Raw genomic sequence first — 26,478 nt, forward strand, 5'->3', positions numbered from 1 at the left:
GGGGGGGACATCAACTGCCCCGGATGGCACGGAAGTACAAGACATGTGGCAGTGGCGCACACCTCCCCGGTCACGGACCCTGCGAGCGTGGTCGCGTCCGAGCCCCGACCCCACGACTGGAGCGGTCCATGCCCGAGTCCGAACCGGAAGTCTTCGAAAGCCTCGTCAAGACCGAACCCCCCTCCCCGTCCGTCCTGTTCGACACGGCGTGCGTGATGGGAGGGAGCATCGCGGGACTGTTCGCGGCACGGGTGCTCGCCGATCACGCGCGCGAGGTCGTCGTCCTCGAGCCCGACGAGATCACGGCGGAGGCCGGAGCGCGCGCGGGAGTGCCCCAGGACCAGCAGGTGCACACGCTGCTGCCGGCCGGCCATCACTGGGTCGAGCGGTGGATTCCCGGCGTGACGGAGGAGGCGCGGGAGCGGGGCGCCTCGCTCTGCGGCCCCGACAAGACGGTCACCGCCCTCAACGGCTTCCCGCAGGCCTCGTACGAGGGCGGCCACCACATGCTCGCGATCGGGCGCCCTCTGCTGGAGAGCCTGATCCGGGACCGGGTCACCGCCCTGCCCAACGTGTCACTCGTCCGCGCGCGGGCGACCGGACTGCGCTACGCCGACGGCGCCACCGACGGCGTCCGCTTCGTCCCGACCGGCGCGGACGGTCACGGGACGCAGGAGGAAGAGATCCTCGCGGCGGACTTCGTCGTGGACGCCATGGGACGGTCCAGCAGGCTGGCGCACTGGCTCGAGGAGGACGGCTACGACCAGCCGCGGCTCGAGCGGCTGGAAGCACCGGTCAACTACGCGACCGCCCTGTTCGAGAGGCCGACGCCGTTCGAGGACCTGGAGTCGGCGGCCGTACTGCAGTTGTTCACACCCGACCACCCCTCGGGCGGGGTGTCCGTGGCGGCGGCGAACGCGATCGAGGGCGGGCAGTGGCTCGTCATGCTGATGGGACACGGCGACAACCGGCCCGGCAGGACGGTCGAGGAGTTCCGGGCGGCCTGCGCGGAACTGCCCGGGGTCTTCGGTGAGGCCGCCGGCGGCACCCTCACCCGCCCGGTGGTCACCTACCACCAGGCCGACAGCAGGCGGCGCCACTTCACCGAGGCCGGGAGCCTTCCGGCACGGCTCGTTGCCGTGGGCGACGCCGTGGCCTCCTTCAACCCGGTCTACGGCCAGGGCATGAGTTCCGCCGCCCTGCACGCCTCGTGCCTGGCCTCCTACCTCGCGGGCGGCGCCGATCTCGACAAGGCGGCCACGGAGTTCTTCCGCCTGCAGCAAGTGGTCGTCGACGCGGCCTGGGCAGTCTCCGCGGGAGGAGACGCCGCCCGTCTCGACGCCGCGAACGGTACCGAGGTTCCGGAGGAGGTGAGGCGGCAGCGCTGGGCCATGGAGCAGATCCTCGAGGCGACACTCACCGACGGAGACGTCGCACGGGCCTTCCAGGAGGTCTCCTACATGCTGCGGCATCCCGCCGCGCTCGCCGACCCGGACATCCTGAAGAAGGCGATGGCCGCGAACGAGGGAGGGCGGCCCAGGTGACCACGAGGACACCGACCGTGCTCGACCGCTACATCGGCCTCGCGGACCGCGCGGTGCACGAGGAGGCGGCGCTCCAGGAACTGCTGGCGCTGTTCGCCCCCGGGGCGACGGTGCGGATCGGGCCCGAGCCGGTCCGGGGCCGTGAGGCCGTGGCCGCGTTCTACCGCGCGCACTTCGCCGCCCTCGCCGACTCCCGGCACTACTGGAACACGACGGTGATGGAGGACGGGACGCTGAGGGCCGAGTGGGCGGCGGCCGCGCGCACGGCGGACGGCGGCCTCATGACGGTGGCCGGCGTCGAGCACGCGCGGGTCGACGCGGACGGCCTCATCTCCGAACTCCGCAACACCTTCACCCGACCGCCCGGCTGAGGCACCCCGGCGCACACCCGGTCCCGACGCCGCCGACCGCGCCGGGACCGGATCGCCGATACCCGGTCGGGAAGAAGACGCCCGGCGACTCAAACGCCGTCGTGGGCGACGTACCCGAGAAACGCGGCCCAGGCACTCGCGGGCACACCGAAGCAGGGGCTGCGGACCCCCAGTTTGGAGTCCCGCAGGTGGACGGTCGCCTCGGCGTCGGTGTGGTGCGGGGAGTGGGCGACTTCGAGGCAGGCGCCGCCGGACGAATCACTGTGACTCGACTTGAACCAAGTCAGTTCCGCGCTCATAGTTCCTCCGCCAACTCCTTGATGAACCGGGCAGACTCCTCAACGCTAAGCGCCTGCGACCGGATCAGACCATAGCGTTGCGACAGCGCGCTGATCTTGCCGCCGTCAGCGTAGAGCGCTCCCGTTTCCTGTGCCTCGACGTGTGCGTAGACGTCGTGCTCGGTCGTCTCCACGAGAATGAGCGCACCGCTGAGCGCGACTGTGGGAGCACCCGCGAAGGGCAGCACCTGAAGAGTCAGGTTGCGCAACTCGGCGACGTGCAGCAGGTGTTCCAATTGCCTGCCCATCACCGACCTGTCGCCGACGACGGCTTTCAAAGCCGCCTCGTGCATGACGAAGGTGAACCGGGCCAGCGGCTTGCTCGTGAGCTTCACCTGCCGTTTCAGCCGTGCCGCGACCCGCTCCTCCACGGTCTCCTCGTCCAACGGAGGACAGTCGTTGCCGATCAGCTCCCTCGCGTACTCCTCGGTCTGCAGCAGGCCCGGAATCAGCATCGACTCATACCACTGCACAGTGATCGCCTCGGCCTCCACCGCCACGTACTGCTGCGTGCGCTGCGGGAACGGCTCCGGCTTGAGGAACTCGTGCGCGGCCGTGAGTTTGCCGCCCGCCCGGCACATCTGGTCCGCGATCTGCAGGAGCCGCAGGGTGGGGCGGCGGCGGCCGCACTCCATGGACTTGACGTACTCGTAGTCGTAGCCGGCCTCGTCCGCGAGGCCCTGCCGTGTGACGCCCGCGCTCTCGCGCCACAGCTTGATCTGGCCGCCGCAGTAACGCCAGTTCTGCTGCGCCTGCTGGGACTCCCCCGCCGCCACCCGCACCACCCGTTCCCTCAGGTCACCCCGGGTACAGCCACGCCGCGTACCCGGACCGCTACTCGCGAGCGTAAGCACGGGTCGGCACGCTGATCCCACCGAACGACGGGAAATCACACGCAAGGAACCCCACCCCATGGCGACCCCACCGACGACCCCCCGCAGCACCGCGCTCCCCCACGACATCGAGTGGCGGCTCCCCCGCCACCCCCGCAGCGTGGGCAGGGCCCGAACGCTGCTCCGCGAGCAGGCAAGGATGTGGAAGCTCCCGGACGACGTGACCGAGACGGCAGGGAGATCCGGGCGCGCTGCGTGGAGAGGGACGGCCGGCTGCGCCTCACCGTGACCGACGCGAGCGACGTCCTGCCCGTGGTGCGCGAGACCGGCCCGGAGGACGATTCCGGACGCGGCCTGCCGCTCGTGGCCGCACTGGCGGACGCCTGGGGCGCGGAACCCCGCCCCTGCGGCATCGGCAAGACGGTGTGGTGCGAACTGCGATGCACGCCGGCATCGCCCGGCGAGCAGTACCACCCCGACCGGAGCCGTGGACCGGCGCCCACCCGCCGCGAGGACCGGGCCGCCGGCTAACCTCCGATGATCCAGAACAGGATTCCGAGCCCGGGGAAAGCGAGCACCAGAGCCAGTGCCGACAGCATGTAGGGCATGCCGTAACCGATCGGCGGCACCTCGGCGTTCTTCGGCCGGCGTGGGTCGTAGACGACGTCGACCGGCTCCCCTATCCGCGCGCAGGCAACGGCCTGTGACCGGCTCAGGCATCTGAACTTCTCACCTGCCGCGGTCTCGTACCTCACGATCACGGCCACGCCGTCCTTGGCGAACGTGTGCTTGACACAGACTCCGGTAACTCGCACCCCCCTCATCCGCACAGCGAACGCCCGTTGGGCGAAGAAGGCCAGGATTCCGGAGCCACTCAACGCCAGCAGAGCGTGGGGGAGGAAGTAGGCCGAGCCCGAAGCAGCGAGGTACGCAGATGCCATACGCCCATCTAACCTCGCGCCCTCACGAGGGGGGTGTCCAATTCCTGTCCGGCATGGGCGGCACGCCGGGCGTGCGGGGGGGGCCGCGGCACGGGCGTGCCGTACGCCCTTCACGGGTGCGCCCCTGGCGTCCGCTCTCGGGGGTGAGGGGACGGCAGGGGCGCGGTCGGTGTGGCGGGTCAGCCGCCGCAGCCGAAGCCGTAGTGGACCTCGATGCTGGTCACCGCGTTGTCGTAGAGGTACAGGAGTTCCTGCTTCTGTCCGGGCTCGATGATCCAGTTGAGGCCGCGGTAGTCGGCGTCGGTCCAGACGCACACGTTCTTGTCGGTGCGGTTCCAGAGCGAACCGGCCCGGTCGTTCCACGCATGGCCGATGTTGGGGTTGTCCACTCCGTCGAGCTGGAGGACGTCACCCGTGCCGTCGTGGCCGTCGAAGAGGCAGACCTTGCCCGCCTGGCAGTAGTTCCAGTCGGCCGCCGCGGTTCCGGAGGCTGCCAGTACGGCGGTCGCCGCGAGGGCCGCGCCCGCCACCGCGGTCTTCACATTCAGCTTCATGAGCACCTTTCCCGTCACCGCCTGTGGAAGCGCGGTCGTGGTAGCCCCGTCCGTCCGTTGATCTCGAGGCCTTCCGCAGGTAAGACCGTCTCCGCGCACAGTCGGTTCACCGGGATGATGTTGCTCACAACTTCCTTGAGCGGCGCGGCTGCTGAACCTCCGTCAGCACGTACGAGCCGCGCTCCGCCCGTCAGGTGCGGTCGTGCAGGGTGATGTGGTAGCCGTCGGGGTCGGCGAAGGTGAAGGTGCGGCCGAAGGGGCCGTCGATCGGGGCGGAGACGATCGTGTGGCCGTCGGCGGCGAGGGCGTCGTGGATGGCCTGGGCGTCGGTGGCGTGGAGCCAGAGGGCGAGGCCGATGCCGGGCTGGGCGGCGGAGGCCAGGTCGGTGCCGGGGACGACGTCGCGGAGGGCGAACGCGATCGGCTTGGTCTCGAAGACGACGGCGTGCGGGGGCCCGGCCTGCGAGCGGACGAGGCCGAGGTACTGCTCGTAGAACGCCTGGGAGGCGTCGCGGTCGCGTACCTGGAGGGAGACGAAGTCGGGGCCGGTGACGGGCATGGTGATGCTCCTTCTCGTTGTGTCAGCTTCCTGACACACACCACGGTATGTCAGACTCCTGACATGAGTCAAAGGGAAGCGGGCATCGATCTGGACACCTCGCTGGGCTATCTCCTCAAGGAGGCGGCGAGCGCGCTGCGCACGGCCATGGAGGAGGTGCTGCGGCCGCTCGGGATGAACGTGACCCATTACTCGTGCCTGGAGCTGCTGGCCCAGCGGCCGGGGCTGTCGAACAGCGAGCTGGCGCGCGGGGCCTTCGTGACCCGGCAGTCGATGAACACGCTGCTCCAGGCCCTGGAACGGGACGGCTTCGTGACCAGGCCCGCCGCCCCGCCCGTCGGAAAGGCGCTCCCCGCCCGGCTCACGCCCCGCGGCAGGCAAAGCCTGGAGGCGGCCTCGGCCGCGGTGCGGTCCGTCGAGGAGCGGATGCTGTCCGGACTGACCGGGGAGGACCGGTCGGAGGCGTTCCGGATACTGCGGAGCATGACCCGGGCACTGCGCGAGGGCCCGGTCGACTCCTGAGGCCAGGATGCCTCCGCAGGGCACACGACAAAGGCCCCGCCGCTCGCGACGGGGCCTTTGCCCACATGGGGTACCGGGAAGGCCGGGGACGTACCCCGGGCTTCGGGTGGTGGAGATGGCGGGAATCGAACCCGCGTCCAACGGTGCGGAATCAGGGCTTCTCCGTGTGCAGTTCGCTACGATTTTCTCGGCCCCGGAGATCACGCGAACAAGTCTCCGACGGGCCCAGTCACTGTTTGGTTTCCCTCTTCACCCCGTGACCGGGATCAAGGTTTAGTCCCCTAGCTGATGCCAGGATCCGGGTCGGGAACAGCCCCGGGCTGACACTCCGCAGAGTCTTCGCTTGCTACCTGATCAGGCAGCGAGGGCGAAGGCGGAGGAATCGCGCTTGGTATTGGCGATTATTTTTTTCGGCCTGTGGTTTACGAGATCATGGCCGCTTCCTCGACACGCTTCCCCTGCTTCGACAGCCGCTGTCGAAACCGATCATCCCCATGTTGATTTTTCAAACGCTCGCACCGGCTGTGCGGTACGGGCCCATCGTACGTGAACAACGCGGGTCGGTGCCAGCGTATTCCGGGGCGCCCGGCGGGCGCACGGGCCCGCTCAGCCCAGCGTGCCCCGCTCGCGGCGCTTCGCCGCCGCGATCACGCGGTCGGACTCGCGACGGTCCTGGCGCTCGCGCAGGGTCTGCCGCTTGTCGTACTCCTTCTTGCCGCGCGCGAGGGCGATCTCCGCCTTTGCCCGGCCGTCCTTGAAGTAGAGGGCCAGCGGCACGATCGTGTGCCCGGTCTCCTGGGACTTCGACGCCAGCCGGTCGATCTCCTCGCGGTGCAGGAGCAGCTTGCGCTTGCGACGCACGGAGTGGTTGGTCCAGGTGCCCTGGCTGTACTCGGGGATGTGCGCGTTGTGCAGCCACGCCTCGTTCCCGTCGATCTGCACGAAGCCGTCGACCAGGGAGGCCCGTCCCTGGCGCAGCGACTTCACCTCGGTGCCGCTCAGGACGAGGCCGGCCTCGAAGACGTCGATGATCGCGTAGTCGTGGCGTGCCTTCTTGTTCTGCGCGACGATGCGCCGCTTGCCGCCCTTCTCGCCGTCCCGCGCCTTCGCGGTCGCCTTGCCCTGCTTCGGCTGGGCCTCTTTCGGTACGTACATTCCCTTGGCCATAGTGCTGGCCATTTTCGCACCTCGGAGGGGGTGGGGGGAAAGCCGTTTACGCGAGCGGCGCGAGGGGTTCGGGACTCAGGAGCGGCCGAGGCCCGACAGGACGTTCCCCGCGCGGGCGAGTGCGTCCCCCTCGGCCTCCAGGTCGGGGGTGATGCCGCGGCCGTCGACGCCGCGGCCGGAGGGGGTGCGGTAGTGGCCGACGGTCAGTTCGGCGACGGAGCCGTCGGGCAGCCGGCTCGGCATCTGCACCGAGCCCTTGCCGAAGGTGCGGGTGCCCACGACGATCGCCCGGCAGCGGTCCTGGAGGGCCCCGGTGAGGAGTTCGGCCGCGCTCATCGTGCCGCCGTCGACGAGCACGACCACGGGTCTGGTGGTGTCGCCGCCGCGTCCGGCGTGCAGTGCGCGCTGCTCGCCGCCGATGTCGTAGGTGGCGACGAGGCCGCCGTCGAGGAAGGCGGAGGCGGCGGTGACGGCCTCGGCGACCAGGCCGCCGGAGTTGCCGCGCAGGTCGAGGACGATCCCGTCGCGCGCGGGCGCCCCGGCGACGGCGGCGCGCACCTGGTCGCCGGTGCCCTTGGTGAAGGCGGCGACCCTGATCACGGTGGTCCGGCCGGCGACCCGGCGCGTGGTGACGTCCTCGGTGGACAGCCGGGCCCGGCGCAGGGTCTTCGTCCACACGCGGCCGTCGCGCTGGAGGCCGAGGGAGACGCGGGTGCCGGCGGTGGCCTCCCGGCCCCCGCCGTTCTCGGTGTCCCCGCGCAGTATGGAGACGACCTCGGTGACGGGGCGGTCGTCGACCCGCTTCCCGTCGACGCTGCGCAGCCGGTCCCCGGCGCGGATGCCGGCGGCGGCCGCGGGGGAGCCGGGGCGGACCCGGGTGACCTCGATGCGGCCGTCGCTCTCGCGCCCGGCGGAGAGCCCGACGCCGGTGTACTCGCCGTCCAGGGACTCCTGGAACTCCTCGTACTCGTCCGGGGAGTAGACGGCGCCCCAGCGGTCGCCGCTGCGGCTGACGGCCCGCTCGGCGGCCTCCAGGGGCGAGGTGCCCTCGGCCATCGCGCGGGCGGCGGCCCGGGTGACCTCCTGCTGCCGTGCGGCGACGGGACCGCCCGCGTCGTCCGTGGGGGTTCCCTGGGCCGCGGCTCGGCTCGCGCCGAGGCTCTCGTTGAACGAGCCGGTCGCGGCGCCGGCCACCAGCACGCTCGCGAAGACCAGCGTCAGCGCGGCCCCGCGGCCGGAGCGGCGGGGCGGTGGGAAGAGCGGGCCGTGGGGGGCTGGCATGGCGGTGAGTCTAGGGGAAGAGTGCCTGGGGAACGGGCGGTTGCCCCGCCCGCCCCGTTGGCGTGTGTCACCGGATTCCTTGGAGGGTGCCGCGGTCTTCGGGCCGGGAGGAACCGGACCGCGGATTCCTTGGAAGGTGCCGCGGTCTTCGGGCCGGGAGGAACCGGACCCCTGCGGAGCAGGGCAAGGGAGGAGCGGTCGCCCTCAGGGCGAGCGGTCCTCTGCTGCCACATCGGTGTCACGATCGACCTCCAGGCGGTAGACGATCTCGGAGTTGAGGGACCGGCGGGCGGACTTGGCCTGAGCGACCAGCCACTCGTGCAGGTCAGCGGGGAGACGGAGGGTGATGCGCTTCTCTTCGGCCATGACTTCAGAGTAGTGGCTTTCCGACTCTGGACCAGTAGTAGCGTGACACCATGACGACACAACGGAAGGCGACCGGGCATGCCCGGTACACCTACCGCCTGCGTGTGTCGTCGGCCGCCCGCACGCTCCTGCTCGCTGAGTGGGGCCGATGCCGGTGGATCTGGAACGAGTGCGTGGCCAAGTCCCGCGCCGTGCACGCCCACAACACGGCGAACCCCGGCGCCAAACTGACCTCCGGCCCGGCCCAGCTCGACAAAATGCTGACCGAAGCCCGCGCCCGCACGCCGTGGCTGCGTGAAGGTGCTTCGGTGCCGCAGCAGCAAATCATCCGGGACTTCGCCAAGTCCCGCTCCAAGGCGCTGAAGGACATCGAGAAGCGGCTGCCGATGCGGCAGCGTGCGGGCATGCCTCGGCACAAGAAGAAGCGCGAGGCGCTGCCTACGCTGAACTACACACAGCGTGGGTTCCGGCTGAAGGACGGACGCCTCCACCTCGCGGGCGGCATCGCCTTGACAGTGGTGTGGTCTCGCGGACTCCCGTCCGCGCCATCCAGTGTGCGCGTGTACCAGGACGCGGTCGGGCACTGGTACGCCTCGTTCGTCGTCGCCTCCGAGGCTCAGCCGCTCCCGGCCACGGGCCGTGTGCTCGGCGTCGACTGGGGCGTCAAGGAGACCGCGACCACCACATCCGACGCCCACGACCTCCCCCACCCGCAGTACGGGCGGAAGGCTCAGGCGAAGCTGACCCGGTACGACCGCATGATGGCCCGCCGCAGACCGAAGAAGGGGCAGGCCGCCTCGAAGGGCTACCGCGAGGCGAAGAAGTGGCGCGCCAATACCTACGCGAAGATCGCCCGGCAGCGGCAGGACACCGGCCGCAAGTGGGCGAAGAAGATCGTCCGCGACCATGACGCCATCGCTGTCGAGGACTTCCGGCCGAAGTTCCTCGCGAAGACCACCATGGCCCACAAAGCCGCTGACGCCGCGATCGGCGCCACCAAGACGGCCCTGATCGAGATGGGCCGCAAGCACGGGCGGGACATTCGCCTCGTGCATCCCGCGCACACCACCATGGACTGCGCGTCGTGCGGAGCGAGAACCAAGCACGCACTTCCTCTATCGGAACGTACCTACACCTGCACCACGTGCGGATCCGTCTCCCCTCGGGACAAGAACTCCGCCCGCGTGATGCTCGTCCGGGCTGGTCTCAACCCGGCTGGTGTCGAGGGCGTCAGACCTCCGGGAGCGCTGCTCCCGGAGGCAGCCTGAGCCAGAAATCCCCTCCCTTCAAGGAGGGGAGGACGTCAAACCTTCAGATACTTGCGCAGCGCGAAGAACGCGGCGAGGGAGGGCATCAGGACGCTCGCCGCGAGGATGAGCGGGAGCTTCGTCAGGACGGAGTCCCAGCCGACGAAGTTGATCAGGGTGAGCTTGCCGGACAGGGCCATGCCGTGGTCGACGGTGAAGTAGCGGCCGAAGACCAGGAAGACGCACGCCACGCCGCCGCCGATGAGGCCGGCGACCGCCGCCTCCATGATGAACGGGGCCTGGATGTAGAAGCCGGAGGCGCCCACGAGCCGCATGATGCCGGTCTCGCGGCGGCGGCTGAACGCCGAGACCCGCACCGTGTTGACGATCAGCAGGAGCGCGACGACCAGCATCAGCGTCATCACGCCGAGCGCCGCCCGGTTCATCAGGTTGAGCAGCTCGAACAGGTTGTCCAGGATGCCCTTCTGGTCCTGCACCGACTGCACACCGGCCCGCCCGTCGAAGGCGGTCGCGATGACCTGGTACTTCTGCGGGTCCTTGAGCTTGATGCGGTACGACTCCTGCATCTGGTCCGGGGTGAGGGAGCTGACCAGGGGCGAGTCGCCGAACTGCTCCTTGTAGTGCTTGTACGCCTCGTCCTGCGACTCGTAGGTGACCTTGTCGACCACCGACATCTTGCTCAGGTCGGCCTTGATCTGGTCCTTCTGCTCCGAAGTCACCGCACCCTTGGCGCAGTTGGGGTCGGAGTCGGCGTCGCTCTTGTTGCAGAGGAAGATCGAGACGTTGACCTTGTCGTACCAGTAGCCCTTCATCTGGGACACCTGGTCGCTCATCACGAGGGACGCGCCGAACAGGGCCAGGGACAGGGCTACCGAGACGATGACCGCGAAGGTCATCGTCAGGTTGCGGCGGAGACCGACGCCGATCTCCGAAAGCACGAACTGGGCGCGCATGGCGTCTGGTTAAGCCTTTCCGTTCCTCGTCGTCAGTGCTGGTAGCCGTAGACGCCGCGCACCTGGTCGCGGACGAGGCGGCCCTTCTCCAGCTCGATGACGCGCTTGCGCATCTGGTCAACGATGTTCTGGTCGTGGGTGGCCATCACCACGGTGGTGCCGGTGCGGTTGATGCGGTCCAGCAGCTTCATGATGCCGACGGAGGTCTGCGGGTCGAGGTTGCCTGTGGGCTCGTCGCAGATCAGCAGCTTGGGCCGGTTGACGAAGGCGCGTGCGATGGCGACGCGCTGCTGCTCACCGCCGGACAGCTCGCCCGGCATGCGGTCCTCCTTGCCGCCGAGCCCGACGAGGTCGAGCACCTGTGGCACGGACTTGCGGGTCTCGCCGCGGGACTTGCCGATCACCTCCTGGGCGAAGGCGACGTTCTCGGCGACCGTCTTGTTCGGCAGCAGCCGGAAGTCCTGGAACACGGTGCCGAGCTGGCGCCGGATCTGCGGAACCTTCCAGTTGGAGACGCGGGCGAGGTCCTTGCCGAGGACGTGGACCTGGCCGTGGCTGCACCGCTCCTCGCGCAGGATCAGGCGCAGGAAGGTGGACTTTCCGGAGCCGGACGATCCCACGAGGAACACGAACTCGCCCTTCTCCACCTCCAGGGAGACATCCCTGAGCGCGGGGCGGGTCTGCTTGGGGTAGACCTTGGAGACGTTGTCGAATCGGATCACGGGATGCACCACAAGTCGCCGGGGTTGGTGAGCGTGACCATACGCGAACCGGATGTGTGCGTGCAGTCGTCGGTGGGCATGCGCGAATGTTGTGCGTTTTGTCGGGGGTCCCGGGGCCGCCCGTCTTCCCGGCCGGCGCCGCGCGCGGCCGCGGAACCTGGCACAGTGGGAGGTGGTGGCCGCCGGCCGGGAACGGAACGGGCGTCCGGCACGTTGTACGGGGTGAAGGCGGGCGAGGAGGGCGAGGCGCATGACGTACGACCGATTGGTGTGCGCGAACTGTGCCGCACCCGTGAGCGAGGGCCGCTGCCCGGTGTGCCGGGCCAGCAGGGAGCGGCTTCAGCAGCAGCAGAACCCGTTCTCCCACGTCAATCCGGTGACGCTGATCGCACTGCTCGTGGTGCTGATCGCGGCGCTGGCACTGGTGGCACACCAGACGGTGTAGCCCCGCGAGACTTCCCCCCGGCCGCCGGACGTCGACGGGCCCGGGGGTACGCGAAAGGCCCGGAGCCGGCTGCTCCGGGCCTTTCCTCGTCACGTCATGCCTCGTGGGTCGCCTCCGGCGTCACGAGGTGCGCACGGCGTTCAGGCCGCGGCGCCGTCCCGGCCGCTCACCAGGCGGGGCAGGAAGCGGAAGCCGATGCCGCCCGCGATCATCGTGGCCGCGCCGACCAGCAGGAACATGGTCTGACCCGCACCGGTCTCGGCCAGCTCGCCGTCGTCGCCACCCTGGGCGGTGGTGTCCGGGGCGTCCACGCCGGTGTCGGTCAGGGCGGAGGAACCCTTGCCCTGCTCGACGGGCTTGTTGCCGCCGCCGTCGGTCTCGGTACCGCCGGAGCCGGAGCCACCGCCGTTGCCGCCACCGCCGTTGCCGGAGCCACCGTTGCCGGAGCCGCCGCCGTTGCCGTTGCCGTTGCCGCCGTTGTCACCGGTGCCGCCGTTGCCGTTGCCACCGGCATTGCCGTTGCCACCGTTGCCGTTGCCACCGGCGTTGCCGTTGCCCTCGGAGGAGCCGGCGGACGTGCCTTCCGACGCCCCGGTGGAGGTGCCCTCGGACCCGCCCTCGGAGGAGCCGACGGACGTCCCCTCGGAACCGCCCTCGGAGGTACCGGTGGAGGTGCCCTCGGAACCGCCCTCGGAAGTACCGGTGGAGGTGCCCTCGGAGCCTCCTTCGGAGGTGCCCGTCGAGGTCCCTTCGGAGGTGCCCTCGGAAGCGCCGAGGGACGAACCCTCCGTCGCACCGAGGGAGGCGCCCTCCGTCAGCCCCTCGTCGTCACCCGGCGCATCCTCGCCCGTCTTCACCTGGGCGTTGATCCCGTTGCTGTCCGCGTTCACGTTGAGCTCGAGCGCGGAGGCCGCGCCTGCGGCCGTCAGCGACGCACCCGCGGCGATCACGGCACCCGCGGCGACACGCGCCACGCGGATCCGCGTCTTCTTCGTCATATGACTGCTACCCCCAGTAGCTGATCGTCAGTGGAGCAGCGCCACGGGGCCGTGATCAACGGAGGCAGGTCGTGAATGGAGCTCCCCCGGTTCACATGCGCCCCGATAATGCGCATGCCACCCGACACCTTTCCGATTTTTTTAAGCAACGTCAAGGCCGTTGCGTACACGATGTCCGATAGTGCCGCTTTCGCCACGAGAGGTCGCAGACAAAAGGCAACTGTCGCCCCGGAGGCGGCAGTTGCCTTGTCGACAAAATGGTTGCTTCCGGGGCGGCCGGACCGCCCCGGGAACCGGGCCCTACTTCTCCTGCTGCTTGCGCCAGCGAATGCCGGCCTCGAGGAAGCCGTCGATCTCGCCGTTGAACACGGCCTCGGGGTTGCCGACCTCGAAGTCGGTGCGCAGGTCCTTGACCATCTGGTACGGGTGCAGGACGTACGAACGCATCTGGTTGCCCCAGGAGTTGCCGCCGTCGCCCTTGAGCGCGTCCATCTTGGCCTGCTCCTCCTGGCGGCGCCGCTCGAGCAGCTTGGCCTGGAGGACGTTCATCGCGGTCGCCTTGTTCTGGATCTGCGAGCGCTCGTTCTGGCAGGACACGACGATCCCGGTGGGGATGTGGGTCAGGCGCACCGCGGAGTCGGTCGTGTTGACGCCCTGGCCGCCGGGACCGGAGGACCGGTAGACGTCGACCCGCAGCTCGGACTCGTCGATCTCGACGTGGTCGGTCTGCTCGACGACGGGGAGGATCTCCACGCCCGCGAAGCTGGTCTGGCGCCGGCCCTGGTTGTCGTAGGGCGAGATGCGCACGAGGCGGTGGGTGCCCTGCTCGACGGAGAGGGTGCCGTAGGCGTACGGGGCCTGCACGGCGAAGGTGGTCGACTTGATGCCGGCCTCCTCCGCGTACGAGGTCTCGTAGACCTCGGTCTTGTAGCCGCGCTGCTCGGCCCAGCGCAGGTACATGCGCTGGAGCTTCTCGGCGAAGTCCGCGGCGTCGACGCCGCCGGCCTCGGCGCGGATGTTGACGAGGGCCTCGCGGGAGTCGTACTCGCCGGAGAGGAGGGTGCGGACCTCCATCTCGTCCAGCGCCTTGCGTACGGCCGTGAGCTCGGACTCGGCCTCGGCGCGGGTGTCCGGGTCGTCCTCCTCCTCGGCCATCTCGAACAGGACGCCGAGGTCGTCGATCCTGCCGCGCAGGGCCTCGGCCTTGCGGACCTCGGCCTGGAGGTGGGACAGCTTGCTGGTGATCTTCTGCGCCTCGTCCGGGTTGTCCCAGAGGGACGGCGCGGCCGCCTGCTCCTCGAGCACGGCGATGTCTGCCCTCAGCTTGTCGAGGTCCAGGACGGCCTCGATGGACTCCATGGTGGAGGAGAGGGACTTGAGCTCTTCGGATACGTCGACGACTGCCACGCTCCCCAGCGTAACGGTTCCGCCGGACGGGCAAGGGCGCAGGAGAGCCCCGGGGAGTGTGAGCGCGCGGTCACCCGCGCCCCTTCCCGGGGCTCCGGGGCGCGGGTGACGCGGACGCTACGGAACCGCCGGGGCGGAGTTGTTGGAGTCCTGCGGGGGGACGTCGCCCTCGTCGTCCGACAGGGCGGCCCAGGCGCCCAGTCCCGCCGCGGCGACGAGGACCAGGGCGGCCGCCCCGAGCGTCAGGCGCCGTCGGCGCGCCATCGCCCGGTTCCGCGCGGAGCCGGGCCGCGGGGCGCCCGCCGCCCGCGGCACCCGCGCGGTGCCTCGGGCGCCCCCGGCGAGCTCGTCCGGGCCCGGCACGCGCATCGACGTGTGCGTGTCCCGGTTGGAGTCCGGCTTCGCGCCGGGCACCAGGGGCACGGCGCCCCGCCGCACCCGCGGCTCGCCCCGGCTCCCAGCCGCCGTCCCGTCCTCGGCCCCCTCGGCGGGGTCCTCGGCGCCCTCGTCCTCCTCCGGCTCGGATCCCGGCTCGTCCACGTCCAGCGGGGGCATCCCCGCGAGCGAGGGGAGCTGCTCCCGCAGCCGCGCCGCCAGCTCGGAGGCCCGCAGCCGGGAGGCCGGCGCCTTGGCCAGGCACTGGACGAGGAGCTGCCACAGCTCGTCGGGGATGCCGGGCAGCGGCGCCACCGTCTCCGTGACGTGCCGGCGCAGCACCGCCCCGGGGTGTCCGCCGCCGAAGGGCGTGAACCCGGCGAGCAGCTCGTACAGGACCGTGGCCAGCGCGTAGATGTCGACGGCCGCGCGGGGCGGCAGTCCCTCGACGATCTCCGGGGCCAGGTAGTCCGGCGTGCCGATGATCTTCGTGGCGCGGGTCCTGCGCGGGGTGTCGATGAGTTTGGCCACACCGAAGTCGGTCAGCAGCGCGGGGTGGGCGCCGCCGGGTCCGAGGGGGCCCTGCATGTCGAGGAGGACGTTCTCCGGCTTGACGTCGCGGTGGACGACCCCGGCCGCGTGGGCCGCGGCCAGCGCGTCGGCGACGTCGGCGACGATCGCGACCGCCGCCTCGGGTGCCATGCGGCGCTCCCGGTCCAGGCGGGTGCGCAGGTCGGTGCCGCGCACGAGGTCCATGACGAGGGCCAGGTCGTTGCCGTCGACCACGAGGTCGTGCACCGAGACGATGTGGGGGTGGTCCAGGCCCAGCAGTGCCGTGCGCTCCTGGACGAACCGTCCCACCAGTTCCTGGTCGGAGGCGAGGTCCTCGCGCAGCAGCTTGACGGCCACGGGGCCGTCCGGCCCCTCGCCCAGCCACACCGTGCCGGCGCTTCCCCGTCCCAGGACCTGGTGCGCGGTGTACCGACTGCCGATCTTCCGTGCCAAGGCTGCTCCGCTCGCTCCAACGGTCCGCGTGTTGTCGCCAAAACTACGCGTCGCGGGAGCCGGCCTTCACCCGGGCGACGGAAATCACCCGGTGGGTGTCGACAAATCCCCAAGGTCGGGGTGCGGAGGTGCGCACCCCGAACCCCGCGGGAAGGGTCCTAGGGCCTCTCGTTTGGATCAGGCCGGCTGGGAGGCGCCGTACGTCCTCGGCCGACCCGAGCGGGGTCCGGTGCGTGCGGCTGCAAGGCGGAGGAGGGCGCCAGGGCGGAGCCCTGGCAACCGACGACAACGCCGCAGAGGCGCGTGCCGGACCCCGCGACGCCGGGATGATCCAAACGAGAGGCCCTAGTTGCCCAGCTTTCGCAGCAGGTCCCCGGCCCGCGAGAACCAGTGGCTGATCTCGCTCCAGTAGCCCCTGCCCGTGCCGATCCAGTCCCGCAGCGGGCTCAGTTCCCAGACCAGCCAGCTCGCGACGACCAGGATGACGAGCGTGAACAGGCAGCCCTTGAGGCAGCCGAGGCCCGGGATCTTCATCGGGTTGGCGCCGCGCTGCCGCGGCGCCCTCGGCTCACGCTCCGGGGCGGGCCGCCGGGGCTCCGGGGCGTAACGCTGCGGCTGGGGCGCCGGGGCGTACTGCTGCGGCTGCGGGGTCTCCCGGCGGCGCTGCGGGGCCCGCTGGGGGGCGTACCGCTGCTGTCCGGGCTGCTGCTGTTGCGGGTAGCCGTAGCCGTCCTGCGGGGGCTGCTGCCTGCGGGGCTGCTGCTGGGGGCGGGCGACCTGGCGCTGCGGGCGGCGGCGCAGCGGGTCCTCGTTCGGGTCGAGGTACTGCACCTGGGTCTGGTCGTTGCGGTCGCGGGCCGCGCGGAGCTGGCTCTGCCAGGGGTGCGGCTGGTCGGGGTCGCCCGCCTCGCCCTGGCCGGGTCCGCCCGGGGGCACCGGGGGCAGGACGGCGGTGGGGTCGGCCGCGCCGGTCTGCGGGAGGACGGCGGTGGGATCGGCGGCGCCGGGGGTGTGCGGGAGGACGCTGGTGGCGCCGTTGGGGTCGATGCCGTTGGGGAAGGTGGGGTCGTGCGGCGCGTTCTGGCCGTAGCCGCCCGCGGTGTGCGGCAGGACCTGGGTCGGGTCCGCGGCGCCCGGGGTGCCGGGCACGGGGGCCGGGTCGAGGTCGGGGCCGAGCAGGGCGCCGACGCCCTCGGCCGCGGCGATCGCGGCGGAGTTGGCGTGCACGCCGATGCCGTCGGCGACGACCCGCAGGGCGCGGGCCAGGTTCTCGGCGCTGGGGCGCTGGTCGGGGTTCTTGCGCAGGCAGCGCTCGATCACCGTCCACAGCGGGTCCGGCACGGTGGAGGGGCGGCGCGGCTCGGCGCTCAGGTGCTGGTGCAGCACCTCGAGGGCGCTGCCGCCGCCGAACGGGGGGCGGCCGGTGACCAGCTCGTACAGCATGATCCCGGCGCCGTAGATGTCCACTGCGGAGGTCTGCGGGCGGCCCTCGGCGGACTCCGGCGCGATGTACGCGGGGGTGCCGACGAACTCCTGGGTGCGGGTCAGACCCGGGGAGTCGGCGAGGCGGGCGATGCCGAAGTCGGTGAGCATCGGGTGCATCTCGCCGCCGTCCTGCCGGAGCAGGACGTTCGCGGGCTTGAGGTCGCGGTGCACCACGCCGTCGGCGTGGCTGGCGGCCAGCGCGTCGGCGACCTGGGCGGTCAGCAGGGAGGCCGCGACGGGGGTGAGGGGGCCGTTCTCCCGCAGGTAGCGGTGCAGGTCGGGGCCGTCGACGATGTCCATGACGAGGGCCAGCAGATCGCCCTCGACGACCAGGTCCCGCACCCGGACGATGTTCGGGTGGGTCAGCCGGAGCAGGACGGAGCGCTCCCGCAGGAAGCGCATCACGATGTCCGGGTCGCTCGCGAGCTCCTCCTTGAGGACCTTGATCGCGACAGTCTCGCCCGGGCGGCCGGCGACGGCCGCCTCGGAGCCCGCGGTCTCGCGCTGGCTCGCACGCCACACCGTGCCCGTGGCACCGCGTCCGAGCGGCTCCTCGAGCAGGTACTTGCTGCCTACCGGCCGCACGTCATGGGCTCCCTGCTGATCGGGGTGTCTGGTCCGTACACCGTTGTCCACCTCGCACGCCGTGCCGTTCCGGGCCTCGGAGCACGGGTTCCGGAGCACGGGTTCCGGGTGTTCCGACCCACTGTAGTGGGGTGCCGGAGCGCACCGGGTTGTCAAGCTCCCCGACCCGCGCGCGGGTCCTCGGGCGGTCCGGCGCGCTCCCCCGCAGGGGTACGTGCCGGCCGCCGCACATGTTCGACGGGAAGACGCGCGGTCCGGGGCGGTTGGTTGCCCCGCGCGGTGTCCGGGACCGGCGGGTGTGCTCGGCGACCGTCCCCGCCCCGGTCGCCGAGCACTCCCGGACCGATCACGGGCGGACCCCGAGTGGTCATCGGAGGATCGGAGCAGGTCATCGGGCGGGCACTTTTGCGGGCAGAGCCGACCAATCAAGATCACTTGCCCTCGCTGGGCGGGCGCGTTGTCAGCGGCAGGTGCGAGGATGCCTCCAGTTACTGGCCGATGTGCTCGTGAGCGGTGGGGGAAGTCCGGGGGAGGCCCGCGGTGGGGGACCGCGGGCGGCGCCTTCGTCCCCGCCCGCGGGTGCTTGCGCAGAAGGGACCGCTGACGGCGATGCAGATCCGGCTGACCGTCGTTGACCCGCTGGGCCCGCCCGCGGAGCCCGGAGCGCGGGCCGCGAGCCGCGACGTCCAGGTCACCGCTCCCGCCGGGACGGCGCTGGCCGCGGTGGTCGGTGACCTCGTCTCGGCGGTGGGCGGCGGGGACGGCCCGGCGGTGCTGTACGCGGGGGCGGAGCGGCTCGACCCGCAGCGCCGCACCCTCGGCGAGCCGCCCCTGACCGACGGCGCCGTGCTCTCGCTGGGCGCCACGGCGGAACCGGCACCGGAGACGGCGGACGAGGTCTCGGCGGAGCTGCACGTCGTGGCGGGCCCGGACGCGGGCGGGGTGCACCTGCTGCACGGCGGCCAGATCCGGGTGGGCCGCTCGGCCGAGGCCGATGTCCCGCTCGACGACCCGGACGTCTCCCGGCTGCACTGCGCGGTCACCGTCGCGCCCGACGGCCGGGTCACCGTCGCCGACCTGGGCTCCACCAACGGCACCACGCTGGACGGCGTCCGCGTCACCGGCCGCCCGGTGCGCCTGGCCCCGGGCGCGCTCCTGCGCCTCGGCGAGTCGACGCTGCGGCTGGCCCCTCCGGGAGACGTGCCGGCGGTGCCCACGACACCGGACGGCGAGGGGCACACCCGGGTCCGGGTCACCGGCGCGCCCCCGGTCGCGGGTACGGGTACGGCGCCGGTGGCGCCCGGAAGCGTCGCGTCCGCCGCCCCGCGGCCGGCCGGCCGCCAGGAGCACGGCCTCCCCGAGCACGGCCCCACGGCCGACGGGCAGGCCGCGCCGAGGGCGTACGGGACCGGGACGCCGGGCACGCACGGCCATCCGGCGGCCGAACCGTCCGGCACGTACGGCGGTGACGGTGCGGGGACCGGCTCCCGGGCGGGCGCCGCGCACCTCGCCGCCCACGTCGGCGACGGCGACCGCGCGAACGGTTCCGCCGGGCCGCAGGGACACGAGGGCCCTCACGGTTTCGGCCACGACGGCGGCCCCGGTCCGGCCGGAGCACCCGGGCGGGACGCCGGTGTGCCGAGGGGCGCCGACGGACGGGGCGCGGAGGCCCCGGGTCGCAAGGGCACACCCGTGCGCGGCACCGAGGAGCCCGACCTGCCCGCCCCCGGCGAACCCGGAGCCGGGGCCCGGCGGCGCGGCGGCCTCGCCGCGTGGGCCCGGCGGCTGGCCGGGGGCCGGGAGGACGCGCCGGCGGGCGGCGGGCCGACCGGGCACGCCGAGGGCGTCGCCCCCACCCTTCCGCACCGCCCGCAGGGGCCCGAGAAATGGCCGGATCCCGCCGCGCTGCTGCTGACGGCGCTGCGCCCGGGGCCCCGGCTGTGGGAGCGCGGGCCGCTGCACCCGGAGGCGCTCACCGTGCGCCTCGGCACCGCCGACCTGCCCGCCGCGCCCGACGGCTCGGGCCCGCTGCTGTCCGTGCCGGTGACCACCGGGCTGCGCGAGGTCGGTTCCCTGGGGCTGGCCGGGCCCCGCGCGCGCCTGGGCGGACTCGCCCGCGCCGTCCTCGCCCAGCTCGCCGCGCTGCACTCCCCCGACGCCCTCGAACTCGTCCTGATCAGCGCGGACCGCGCCCGCCCCGTCGAGGAGCGCACGGCGGAGTGGTCCTGGCTCGGCTGGCTGCCGCACCTCGTCCCGGCGCACGGCCAGGACTGCCGGCTCCTGCTCGCCCACGACCGCGAGCAGGCGGTGGCCCGGACGGCGGAGCTCCTGCGCCGCCTGGACGACCGGCTCGCGGAGCCCCCCTCCGGCGCGGCCGCCCGGGTGCCGCGCCAGGCCGGCCCCGGGGACGGGGCGGAGGAGGGGGCCCTGCGGCGCCCCTCCTGGGCCCGGGACGGGGCGGAGTCCACCGCACCGTACGCCGGTCCCCGCACGGTGCTCGTGGTGGACGGCGACCCCGGCGGCCCGGAGGTGCGCGAGGCCGTGGTGCGCCTGGTGCGCGAGGGGCCCCGGGCCGGCATCCATGTGATCTGTCTGGCCGAGACGGCGGCGGCCTCCCCCGCCGCGCCGGCCGCTCAGACGTACGAGGCGGTGTGCGCCGCGTCGCCGACGTTCCGGGAGTGCGGGGCGGTCGCCCTGATCGGCGGTGACGTGGCCACGGCGGTGCACGTCCTGCGGGTCGCCTCGCACCCGGAGCCCGCCACCGGCGCTCTCCGCCCCACCGGGCCCGAGGGGCACGGCTTCGCCGACGGTCCCGCCCCCTACGCCGGGGACGCCCTCGGCGAGGGCCCGGGCGCCCCGACCGCCCGCGCCCGGGGCGCACGGAGCGGCCCGTCCGCCCAGGGGCGCGCCGGGGCCCCCGGCGGCATCCCGCGCCCGCGCGGCACGCACGAAGCCCGCGAGGCCCACGAGGCCCACGAGGCCCACGAAGCCCACGGCACCCCCGGCACGCACGGCCCGGTGAGCGCCCCCGGCTTCCCGTACGACCCCCAGGCCACGCACCACGACCGCACCGCCCGGACGCCGCACGGCCCGGCCGCCGGCGGGCGGACGGGCCGGGGCCCGGTGAGCGAGGGCACCCTCGCCGCCGTGGACGCGGTGTCCCTGGCCTGGGCCGAGCGCTTCGCCCGGGCGCTCGCCCCGTTGCGCACGGACGGACCCGCCGCCGGTTCTCTCCCGCATCCGGCGATCTCCACGCCGCTGCCCCGCAAGGCCCGGCTGCTGGACGAGTTGGGGCTGGCCCGCGCCACCCCCGCCTCGCTGATGGCCCGTTGGGCGGCCGCGGCCGACGACACCGAGTCGCTGGGCGGCCGCGCCTGGGCGGTGCTCGGGGCGGGCCCGCGCGGCCCGGTCGTCGTGGACCTCGCCGCCGACGGCCCGCACCTGCTGGTGGAAGGGCCCTCGGGCAGCGGCCGTACGGAGCTGCTGCGGGCGGTCGCCGCCTCCCTCGCGGCGGCCGAACGCCCGGACCGCCTCGGCCTGGTGCTGATAGACGGCCGCGACTGCGGGCCGCACGCCTCCGGTGCGGACGACGGGCTGCGGCTGTGCACGGACCTCCCCCATGTCACCACCCACCTGGCCGCCAACGACCCCGTCCGCATGCGGGAGTTCGCGCAGGCGCTGAGCGCGGAGCTGAAGCGGCGCGCCGAACTGCTGGGCCGGCTCGACTTCACCCAGTGGCACGCGCAGCGGATGGTGTCGCGGCGGATGGTCCCCCAGCGGGCGGCGGGCGGCGGTCAGGGACGGCGGCCCGGGGCGGCGCCCGACGGACCCTCCGGCAGTGACACCAGGTCAGCGACCTCCGGAACCACCGGGCCCGGGGCGGGCGCCGCCGACCTCGAGTCGCCGCCGAGCGCGACCCTGCGGCTCCGGCCGCCCGCGGCCCGCCGGTCCGCCGAGCCGGGGCCGCCGCTGGCCCGGCTGGTGGTCCTCGTGGACGACCTGGACGCGCTGCTCTCCCCCGCCCTCGGCTCCCCCGGCCGGCCCTCCGCCGGTTCGGTCGTCCGGGCCCTGGAGGCGGTGGCACGGGACGGGGAGCGGCTCGGCGTACACCTGGTGGCCGCGACGGGCGTGGACGGCGCCCGCGCGTTCCGCGGCGAGCCCGGCGGGGCCGCCGGACTGCGGGTGCGCCTGCGGACTCCCGCCCAGGGGGCGGACGAACCCGCCCCCGGGCGCGGGCGGTTGACGTACGCCCACGGCACGGAGGGCACGCCCGGCGCGGAGGACCGCGACCTGCGGGCCACGGAGTTCCAGGGCGGCCGCGTCACCGGCCGCATCCCGCGTACGGCGACCGTGCGGCCCACCGTGGCCCTCGTGGAGTGGGAGCGCATGGGCGACCCGCCGGTCCGCCGCACGGTACGGGAACTGGGCAACGGGCCGACGGATCTCGCGCTGCTCGCCAGCGCGCTGGAACGCGCGGCCCGGTCGGTCTCCGCGACGGCGGTCCCCGCACTGCTCTGACAGGAGTCCCCCGTTCCCACGGGAGCCCCCTCGCCGCTCCGAGGGGGCTCCTCGGGCACCACACCGGTGCTCCACGGGCGCTCCGCCCCCGTCCCCGCGTCCCCCGGAACGCGCCCGGCCGCGCCCCGCCGGCCCACCGGCGAGACAACGACGTGGTCACGATGGCCCGCTTGACACGGTAGGCGCTCTTGCCGACCCGCGTGGCCCGGCGTACACCAGAGCGCACGGAACAGCGCCGGAACGACGTTCGACGAGGAACGACGAAGAACGGGGCAGTGATGCGCAGCACCAGGAGCAGCAAGTTCGGCACCGTCCATATCGACAGCACCGTCCATATCGACAACCACCGCACCGAGCACGCCGACACCACCGTCCGCAGCGACCGCACCCTCCGTACCGGAAAGACCTCACGCACGGCGAGACGCAGCGCCTTCGCCACCTCCGGCCGGCGGACGACCCGGGTCTCCGCCGTCCTCCTCGCCACCGCCCTCGCGCTCGCCGTCACCGGCTGCGGCGGGGACGACGACAACGACGGGGGAAGCACCAAACCCAGCGCCCGGGGTGACGGCGGGTCCACCGTCACCCTGCCCAAGCTGGACGGGGAGAGCCTGGAGGTCGCCGCCGTGTGGACCGGCGGCGAGCAGAAGAACTTCAAGAAGGTCCTCGCCGAGTTCGAGAAGCGCACCGGCGCCAAGGTCACGTTCGTGCCGGCCCAGGACCCGATCATCAACTTCCTCGGCTCCAAGGTCGCCGGTGGTCAGCCGCCGGACGTCGCGCTGCTGCCGCAGCCCGGCGCGATCAAGCAGGCCGTGGACAAGGGCTGGGCCAAGCCGCTGGGCGCGGAGGCGACGAAGGAGCTCGCCGAGAACTACTCGCAGGGCTGGCAGGACATCGGCAAGGTGGGCGGCAAGCAGTACGGCGCCTACTACAAGGCCGCGAACAAGTCGCTGATCTGGTACAACGCCAAGGTCTTCCAGAACGCGGGGGCGAGCGAGCCCAAGTCGTGGAAGGACCTGCTGAGCACGGCGCAGACCGTCTACGACTCCGGGGTCACCCCCTTCTCGGTGGGTGGCGCGGACGGCTGGACGCTCACCGACTGGTTCGAGAACGTCTATCTCTCCCAGGCCGGTCCGGAGAAGTACGACCAGCTCGCCCAGCACAAGATCAAGTGGACCGACCCCTCGGTCAAGCAGGCGCTGACCACGCTCGCGGAGATCTGGGGCAAGAAGGACTACGTCGCGGGCGGCGCGAAGGGCGCGCTGGGCACGGCGTTCCCGGAGTCGGTCACCCAGACCTTCACCGGAGGCGACCAGCCGAAGGCCGGCATGGTCTACGAGGGCGACTTCGCACAGGTCAACATCGCTGAGACCAAGGCGAAGATCGGCACGGACGCCAAGGTGTTCCCGTTCCCGGCCGTGGGCGACACCGCGCCCGTGGTCAGCGGCGGCGACGCGGCCGTCATCCTGGACGACTCCAAGGCCGCGCAGGCCCTGGTGACGTTCCTGGCCTCCCCGGACGCGGCGACCATCCAGGCCGAGCTGGGCGGTTACCTCTCCCCCAACAAGAACGTGCCGGACTCGGCGTACCCGAACGAGGTGCAGCGCACGATCGCCAAGTCGCTGGTCGCGGCCGGTGACGACTTCCGCTTCGACATGTCCGACCAGGCCCCGCAGGCCTTCGGCGGCACGCCCGGCAAGGGCGAGTGGAAGGAACTGCAGGACTTCCTGTCGAACCCGAAGGACGTGGCCCGCGCCCAGCAAAAGCTGGAGGCCGCCGCGGCCAAGGCGTACGGGGGCAAGGGTTGAGCCCGCGCGGGTCACGAGGGGACGGTGACCGGCGATGACGTCGGCCACCGCGGAGGGTGTCGCCGAGTCCCCGGCGACGCCCCCCGTCTCCCCGGGGCGCAAGAGCGTGACCGGCACCCGGCGCATGGTGGCAGCGCTGTTCCTGCTGCCCGCGCTGGTGCTGCTCGGCGCGCTCGTGGTCTACCCGATCGGGTACTCGGTCGTCCGCAGCTTCTACGACTCCTCCGGGAACGGCTTCGCGGGCTTCGACAACTACAAGGACCTCTTCACCGACGAGGGCATCCGCACGGCGCTGAAGAACAACATCATCTGGGTGGTGTTCGCGCCGACGGTCGCCACCGCGCTCGGCCTGGTGTTCGCGGTGCTGACCGAACGGGTGCGCTGGGGCACGGCGTTCAAGCTGGTCGTCTTCATGCCGATGGCGATCTCGATGCTCGCGGCCGGGATCATCTTCCGGCTGGTGTACGACCAGGACCCGGACAAGGGCGTCGCCAACGCGGTCTGGGTGGGCGTGCACGACACGTTCGCGCAGTCCTCCGCCTTCCCGAAGGCGCACCCCGGCCGCGAGTCGCCGCTCGTGGCCCGCGACGGCGGGTTCGTGACGAGGGCGGCGGTGCACACGGGCGACACGGTGAGCCTGCCGCTCGTGGGCGTGGCCCCCGACAAGATGCCCGAGGACGCGAAGCGGGCGGTCGCCCCGAAGGCCGACCCCGGGAAGATCTCGGGGACGACCTGGCAGGACTTCACGCGCGGCAAGGGCGTCGGCTCGCTCGGCGCGGTGGACGCCTCCGAGCAGGGCTACGCGGGGATGCGGATCGAGGCGGTCGACGGGGCCGGGAAGGTCGTCGAGTCCACGAAGGCCGCGGACGACGGCACGTTCACCCTCTCGGCGAAGGCGGACGGGGCGCGTCTGCGGCTCCCCGCGAGCAACTTCAAGGAGCCGTACAACGGCGTCGACTGGCTCGGCCCCTCCCTCGTCACCCCCGCGGTCATCGGCTCCTACGTGTGGATGTGGGCCGGCTTCGCGATGGTGCTGATCGCGGCGGGCCTGGCCGGCATGCCGCGCGAGTTGCTGGAGGCGGCACGCGTGGACGGGGCCAACGAGTGGCAGGTCTTCCGCCGGGTCACGGTGCCGCTGCTGGCGCCGGTGCTCGGGGTCGTCGTGGTCACACTGATGATCAACGTGCTGAAGGTCTTCGACCTGGTGTTCATCATTCCACCGGGCTCCTCCCAGGACGACGCCGACGTGCTCGCCCTGGAGCTGTACCGGAAGGGCTTCGCCGAGGACCAGCCGGGCGTCGCGAGCGCGATCGCGGTCTTCCTGCTGCTCCTCGTCATCCCGGTGATGCTCTTCAATATCCGGCGGCTGCGGCGGGAGGTGCGGCGATGAGGACTCGACCGCTTTCCGGCCGGGGATCCGGGGGGCGTCCCCCGGGAAGACACAGCAATATCCGGCGGCTGCGGCGGGAGGTGCGGCGATGACGGCCGAGGCCGAGGGAACAGCCACGGCGGCGCCCGCGCCCGCGCCGCCGCCCGCCGAGGCCGTCAAGGCCCGGCGGTCCTGGGCGGCGCGGCTCACCGAAGGGGTCAGCGGCGGTCTGCTGCGGGCCTTCCTGCTCCTCGTCGGCCTGTTCTGGCTGGTGCCGACGATCGGTCTGCTGCTCGCCTCGCTGCGCAAGCCGGAGGACATGAGCGCCTCCGGCTGGTGGAACGTGTTCAGCAAGCCCTCCCAACTCACCTTCGACAGCTACCAGAAGCTCCTGGAGAACGGTGACATCACCGACTCCCTGTGGAACACGGTGCTGATCACGGTTCCGGCGACGGTCCTGGTCGTGCTGATCGGTTCGCTGGCCGGGTACGCCTTCGCGTGGATGGACTTCCCGGGCCGCGACTGGTGGTTCCTGGGCGTGGTCGGGCTGCTCGTGGTGCCGGTGCAGGTGGCGCTCATCCCGATCGCCGAACTGTTCGGCAACATCGGGCTGTTCGGCTCGATCCTCGGCGTGGTGCTGTTCCACGTCGGGTTCGGGCTGCCGTTCGCGGTGTTCCTGCTGCGGAACTTCTTCGCGGAGATCCCGCGCGAACTGCTGGAGGCCGCCCGGCTGGACGGGGCGGGTGAACTCCGGCTGTTCCTGCGGGTGGTGATGCCGCTGGGCGGGCCGGCGATCGCGAGCCTGGGCATCTTCCAGTTCCTGTGGGTGTGGAACGACATGCTGGTCGCGCTGGTGTTCACCAAGGCGGGCACGCAGCCGATCACGGTCGCCCTGCAGACGCAGGTGCGGCAGTTCGGCAGCAACATCGACGTCCTGGCGCCCGGCGCCTTCATCTCGATGGTGATCCCGCTGGCCGTGTTCTTCGCGTTCCAGCGGCAGTTCGTGTCGGGCGTCATGGCGGGGGCGGTGAAGTAGCCGCCGCTTCCGGACGAGGTCCGCGCGAGCG

General features: G+C 72.3%; 24 protein-coding genes and 1 other RNA gene. 10 read left to right on the forward strand and 15 right to left on the reverse strand.

From position 1 onward, the window contains the following. The first annotated feature begins 128 nt into the window (after positions 1-128). Positions 129-1,544: an FAD-dependent oxidoreductase gene (locus tag OHB09_RS12315; protein WP_328921971.1), complete on the forward strand. Its 1,416-nt coding sequence runs from the start codon at positions 129-131 to the stop codon at positions 1,542-1,544. Then, the gene (locus OHB09_RS12320; RefSeq protein WP_328921972.1) at positions 1,541-1,915 is read left to right on the forward strand and encodes a nuclear transport factor 2 family protein; all 375 of its coding nucleotides are present in this window, start codon (positions 1,541-1,543) and stop codon (positions 1,913-1,915) included. The genes OHB09_RS12315 and OHB09_RS12320 overlap by 4 nt, the downstream gene beginning before the upstream one ends. 89 nt (positions 1,916-2,004) lie before the next feature. Here OHB09_RS12320 and OHB09_RS12325 read toward each other — a convergent pair whose 3' ends face one another. After that, positions 2,005-2,214 (reverse strand): DUF397 domain-containing protein, encoded by a 210-nt coding sequence (locus OHB09_RS12325; protein WP_191890814.1) that lies wholly within the window; start codon positions 2,212-2,214, stop codon positions 2,005-2,007. Beyond that, a complete protein-coding gene (locus OHB09_RS12330; RefSeq protein ID WP_319351892.1) occupies positions 2,211-3,035 on the reverse strand; it encodes a helix-turn-helix domain-containing protein in 825 nt (274 codons plus the stop codon). Before OHB09_RS12330 ends, OHB09_RS12325 begins: the two co-directional genes overlap by 4 nt. A gap of 306 nt (positions 3,036-3,341) precedes the next feature. On the opposite strand from OHB09_RS12330, the gene OHB09_RS12335 reads away from it, so the two are divergent. Continuing rightward, positions 3,342-3,617 (forward strand): ATP-binding protein, encoded by a 276-nt coding sequence (locus OHB09_RS12335; RefSeq protein WP_328921973.1) that lies wholly within the window; start codon positions 3,342-3,344, stop codon positions 3,615-3,617. Here OHB09_RS12335 and OHB09_RS12340 read toward each other — a convergent pair. From OHB09_RS12340 to OHB09_RS12350, 3 genes are all read right to left on the reverse strand, one after another. After that, on the reverse strand, positions 3,614-4,027 hold the full coding sequence (locus tag OHB09_RS12340) for a DUF3592 domain-containing protein (protein ID WP_191853460.1): 414 nt from the start codon (positions 4,025-4,027) through the stop codon (positions 3,614-3,616). The genes OHB09_RS12335 and OHB09_RS12340 overlap by 4 nt on opposite strands. A gap of 179 nt (positions 4,028-4,206) precedes the next feature. Beyond that, positions 4,207-4,581, reverse strand: coding sequence for a peptidase inhibitor family I36 protein (locus OHB09_RS12345; protein ID WP_006139350.1), 375 nt, complete (start codon positions 4,579-4,581; stop codon positions 4,207-4,209). Between the two features lie 190 nt (positions 4,582-4,771). Beyond that, on the reverse strand, positions 4,772-5,140 hold the full coding sequence (locus OHB09_RS12350; RefSeq protein ID WP_191853462.1) for a VOC family protein: 369 nt from the start codon (positions 5,138-5,140) through the stop codon (positions 4,772-4,774). 63 nt (positions 5,141-5,203) lie between these two features. Here OHB09_RS12350 and OHB09_RS12355 point away from each other — a divergent pair, with 63 nt between their 5' ends. Further along, on the forward strand, positions 5,204-5,662 hold the full coding sequence (locus OHB09_RS12355; RefSeq protein WP_006139348.1) for a MarR family winged helix-turn-helix transcriptional regulator: 459 nt from the start codon (positions 5,204-5,206) through the stop codon (positions 5,660-5,662). A gap of 107 nt (positions 5,663-5,769) precedes the next feature. Here the strand turns inward: OHB09_RS12355 and ssrA are convergent. The 4 genes from ssrA to OHB09_RS12375 all read right to left on the reverse strand — a co-directional run bounded on the left by ssrA (position 5,770) and on the right by OHB09_RS12375 (position 8,476). Beyond that, positions 5,770-6,156, reverse strand: a transfer-messenger RNA (tmRNA) gene (gene ssrA, locus OHB09_RS12360). A 112-nt stretch (positions 6,157-6,268) separates the two neighbouring features. Then, complete coding sequence (gene smpB, locus OHB09_RS12365; RefSeq protein WP_176945123.1) at positions 6,269-6,817, reverse strand: SsrA-binding protein SmpB; 549 nt, start codon at positions 6,815-6,817, stop codon at positions 6,269-6,271. Between the two features lie 87 nt (positions 6,818-6,904). After that, positions 6,905-8,110: a S41 family peptidase gene (locus OHB09_RS12370; RefSeq protein ID WP_328921974.1), complete on the reverse strand. Its 1,206-nt coding sequence runs from the start codon at positions 8,108-8,110 to the stop codon at positions 6,905-6,907. Positions 8,111-8,314: 204 nt separating this feature from the next. Further along, complete coding sequence (locus OHB09_RS12375) at positions 8,315-8,476, reverse strand: Arc family DNA-binding protein (protein WP_191853465.1); 162 nt, start codon at positions 8,474-8,476, stop codon at positions 8,315-8,317. Positions 8,477-8,526: 50 nt separating this feature from the next. On the opposite strand from OHB09_RS12375, the gene OHB09_RS12380 reads away from it, so the two are divergent. After that, on the forward strand, positions 8,527-9,744 hold the full coding sequence (locus OHB09_RS12380) for an RNA-guided endonuclease InsQ/TnpB family protein (protein WP_328921975.1): 1,218 nt from the start codon (positions 8,527-8,529) through the stop codon (positions 9,742-9,744). 35 nt (positions 9,745-9,779) lie between these two features. Here the strand turns inward: OHB09_RS12380 and ftsX are convergent, their stop codons facing one another. Beyond that, on the reverse strand, positions 9,780-10,697 hold the full coding sequence (gene ftsX, locus OHB09_RS12385) for a permease-like cell division protein FtsX (RefSeq protein ID WP_006139345.1): 918 nt from the start codon (positions 10,695-10,697) through the stop codon (positions 9,780-9,782). Positions 10,698-10,729: 32 nt separating this feature from the next. Then, positions 10,730-11,419, reverse strand: a complete 690-nt coding sequence (ftsE, locus tag OHB09_RS12390; RefSeq protein WP_006139344.1) for a cell division ATP-binding protein FtsE — start codon at positions 11,417-11,419, stop codon at positions 10,730-10,732. 250 nt (positions 11,420-11,669) lie between these two features. Here ftsE and OHB09_RS12395 point away from each other — a divergent pair, with 250 nt between their 5' ends. Continuing rightward, positions 11,670-11,864 carry a hypothetical protein gene (locus OHB09_RS12395; RefSeq protein WP_006139343.1) on the forward strand — a complete coding sequence of 65 codons (195 nt, stop codon included), beginning with the start codon at positions 11,670-11,672 and terminating at the stop codon, positions 11,862-11,864. A 140-nt stretch (positions 11,865-12,004) separates the two neighbouring features. Here the strand turns inward: OHB09_RS12395 and OHB09_RS12400 are convergent, their stop codons facing one another. The 4 genes from OHB09_RS12400 to OHB09_RS12415 all read right to left on the reverse strand — a co-directional run bounded on the left by OHB09_RS12400 (position 12,005) and on the right by OHB09_RS12415 (position 17,719). Then, the gene (locus OHB09_RS12400) at positions 12,005-12,862 is read right to left on the reverse strand and encodes a hypothetical protein (protein WP_328921976.1); all 858 of its coding nucleotides are present in this window, start codon (positions 12,860-12,862) and stop codon (positions 12,005-12,007) included. Positions 12,863-13,162: 300 nt separating this feature from the next. Next, positions 13,163-14,269 (reverse strand): peptide chain release factor 2, encoded by a 1,107-nt coding sequence (gene prfB / locus OHB09_RS12405; RefSeq protein ID WP_006139341.1) that lies wholly within the window; start codon positions 14,267-14,269, stop codon positions 13,163-13,165. A 117-nt stretch (positions 14,270-14,386) separates the two neighbouring features. After that, the gene (locus OHB09_RS12410) at positions 14,387-15,649 is read right to left on the reverse strand and encodes a serine/threonine-protein kinase (protein ID WP_006139340.1); all 1,263 of its coding nucleotides are present in this window, start codon (positions 15,647-15,649) and stop codon (positions 14,387-14,389) included. Positions 15,650-15,994: 345 nt separating this feature from the next. Beyond that, a complete protein-coding gene (locus OHB09_RS12415; protein WP_328921977.1) occupies positions 15,995-17,719 on the reverse strand; it encodes a serine/threonine-protein kinase in 1,725 nt (574 codons plus the stop codon). Positions 17,720-18,328: 609 nt separating this feature from the next. On the opposite strand from OHB09_RS12415, the gene OHB09_RS12420 reads away from it, so the two are divergent. The 4 genes from OHB09_RS12420 (at position 18,329) to OHB09_RS12435 (ending at position 26,447) form a co-directional block, all read left to right on the forward strand. Beyond that, a complete protein-coding gene (locus OHB09_RS12420; protein ID WP_328923013.1) occupies positions 18,329-22,237 on the forward strand; it encodes an FHA domain-containing protein in 3,909 nt (1,302 codons plus the stop codon). A 278-nt stretch (positions 22,238-22,515) separates the two neighbouring features. After that, positions 22,516-24,042 (forward strand): ABC transporter substrate-binding protein, encoded by a 1,527-nt coding sequence (locus OHB09_RS12425; protein WP_328921978.1) that lies wholly within the window; start codon positions 22,516-22,518, stop codon positions 24,040-24,042. A gap of 34 nt (positions 24,043-24,076) precedes the next feature. Continuing rightward, a complete protein-coding gene (locus OHB09_RS12430) occupies positions 24,077-25,432 on the forward strand; it encodes a carbohydrate ABC transporter permease (RefSeq protein ID WP_093596716.1) in 1,356 nt (451 codons plus the stop codon). A gap of 88 nt (positions 25,433-25,520) precedes the next feature. Next, positions 25,521-26,447, forward strand: coding sequence for a carbohydrate ABC transporter permease (locus tag OHB09_RS12435; protein ID WP_191853471.1), 927 nt, complete (start codon positions 25,521-25,523; stop codon positions 26,445-26,447). Positions 26,448-26,478 lie beyond the last annotated feature (31 nt).

It is taken from the genome of Streptomyces griseoaurantiacus (assembly GCF_036189845.1).
GTDB classification, from domain to species: domain Bacteria; phylum Actinomycetota; class Actinomycetes; order Streptomycetales; family Streptomycetaceae; genus Streptomyces; species Streptomyces griseoaurantiacus.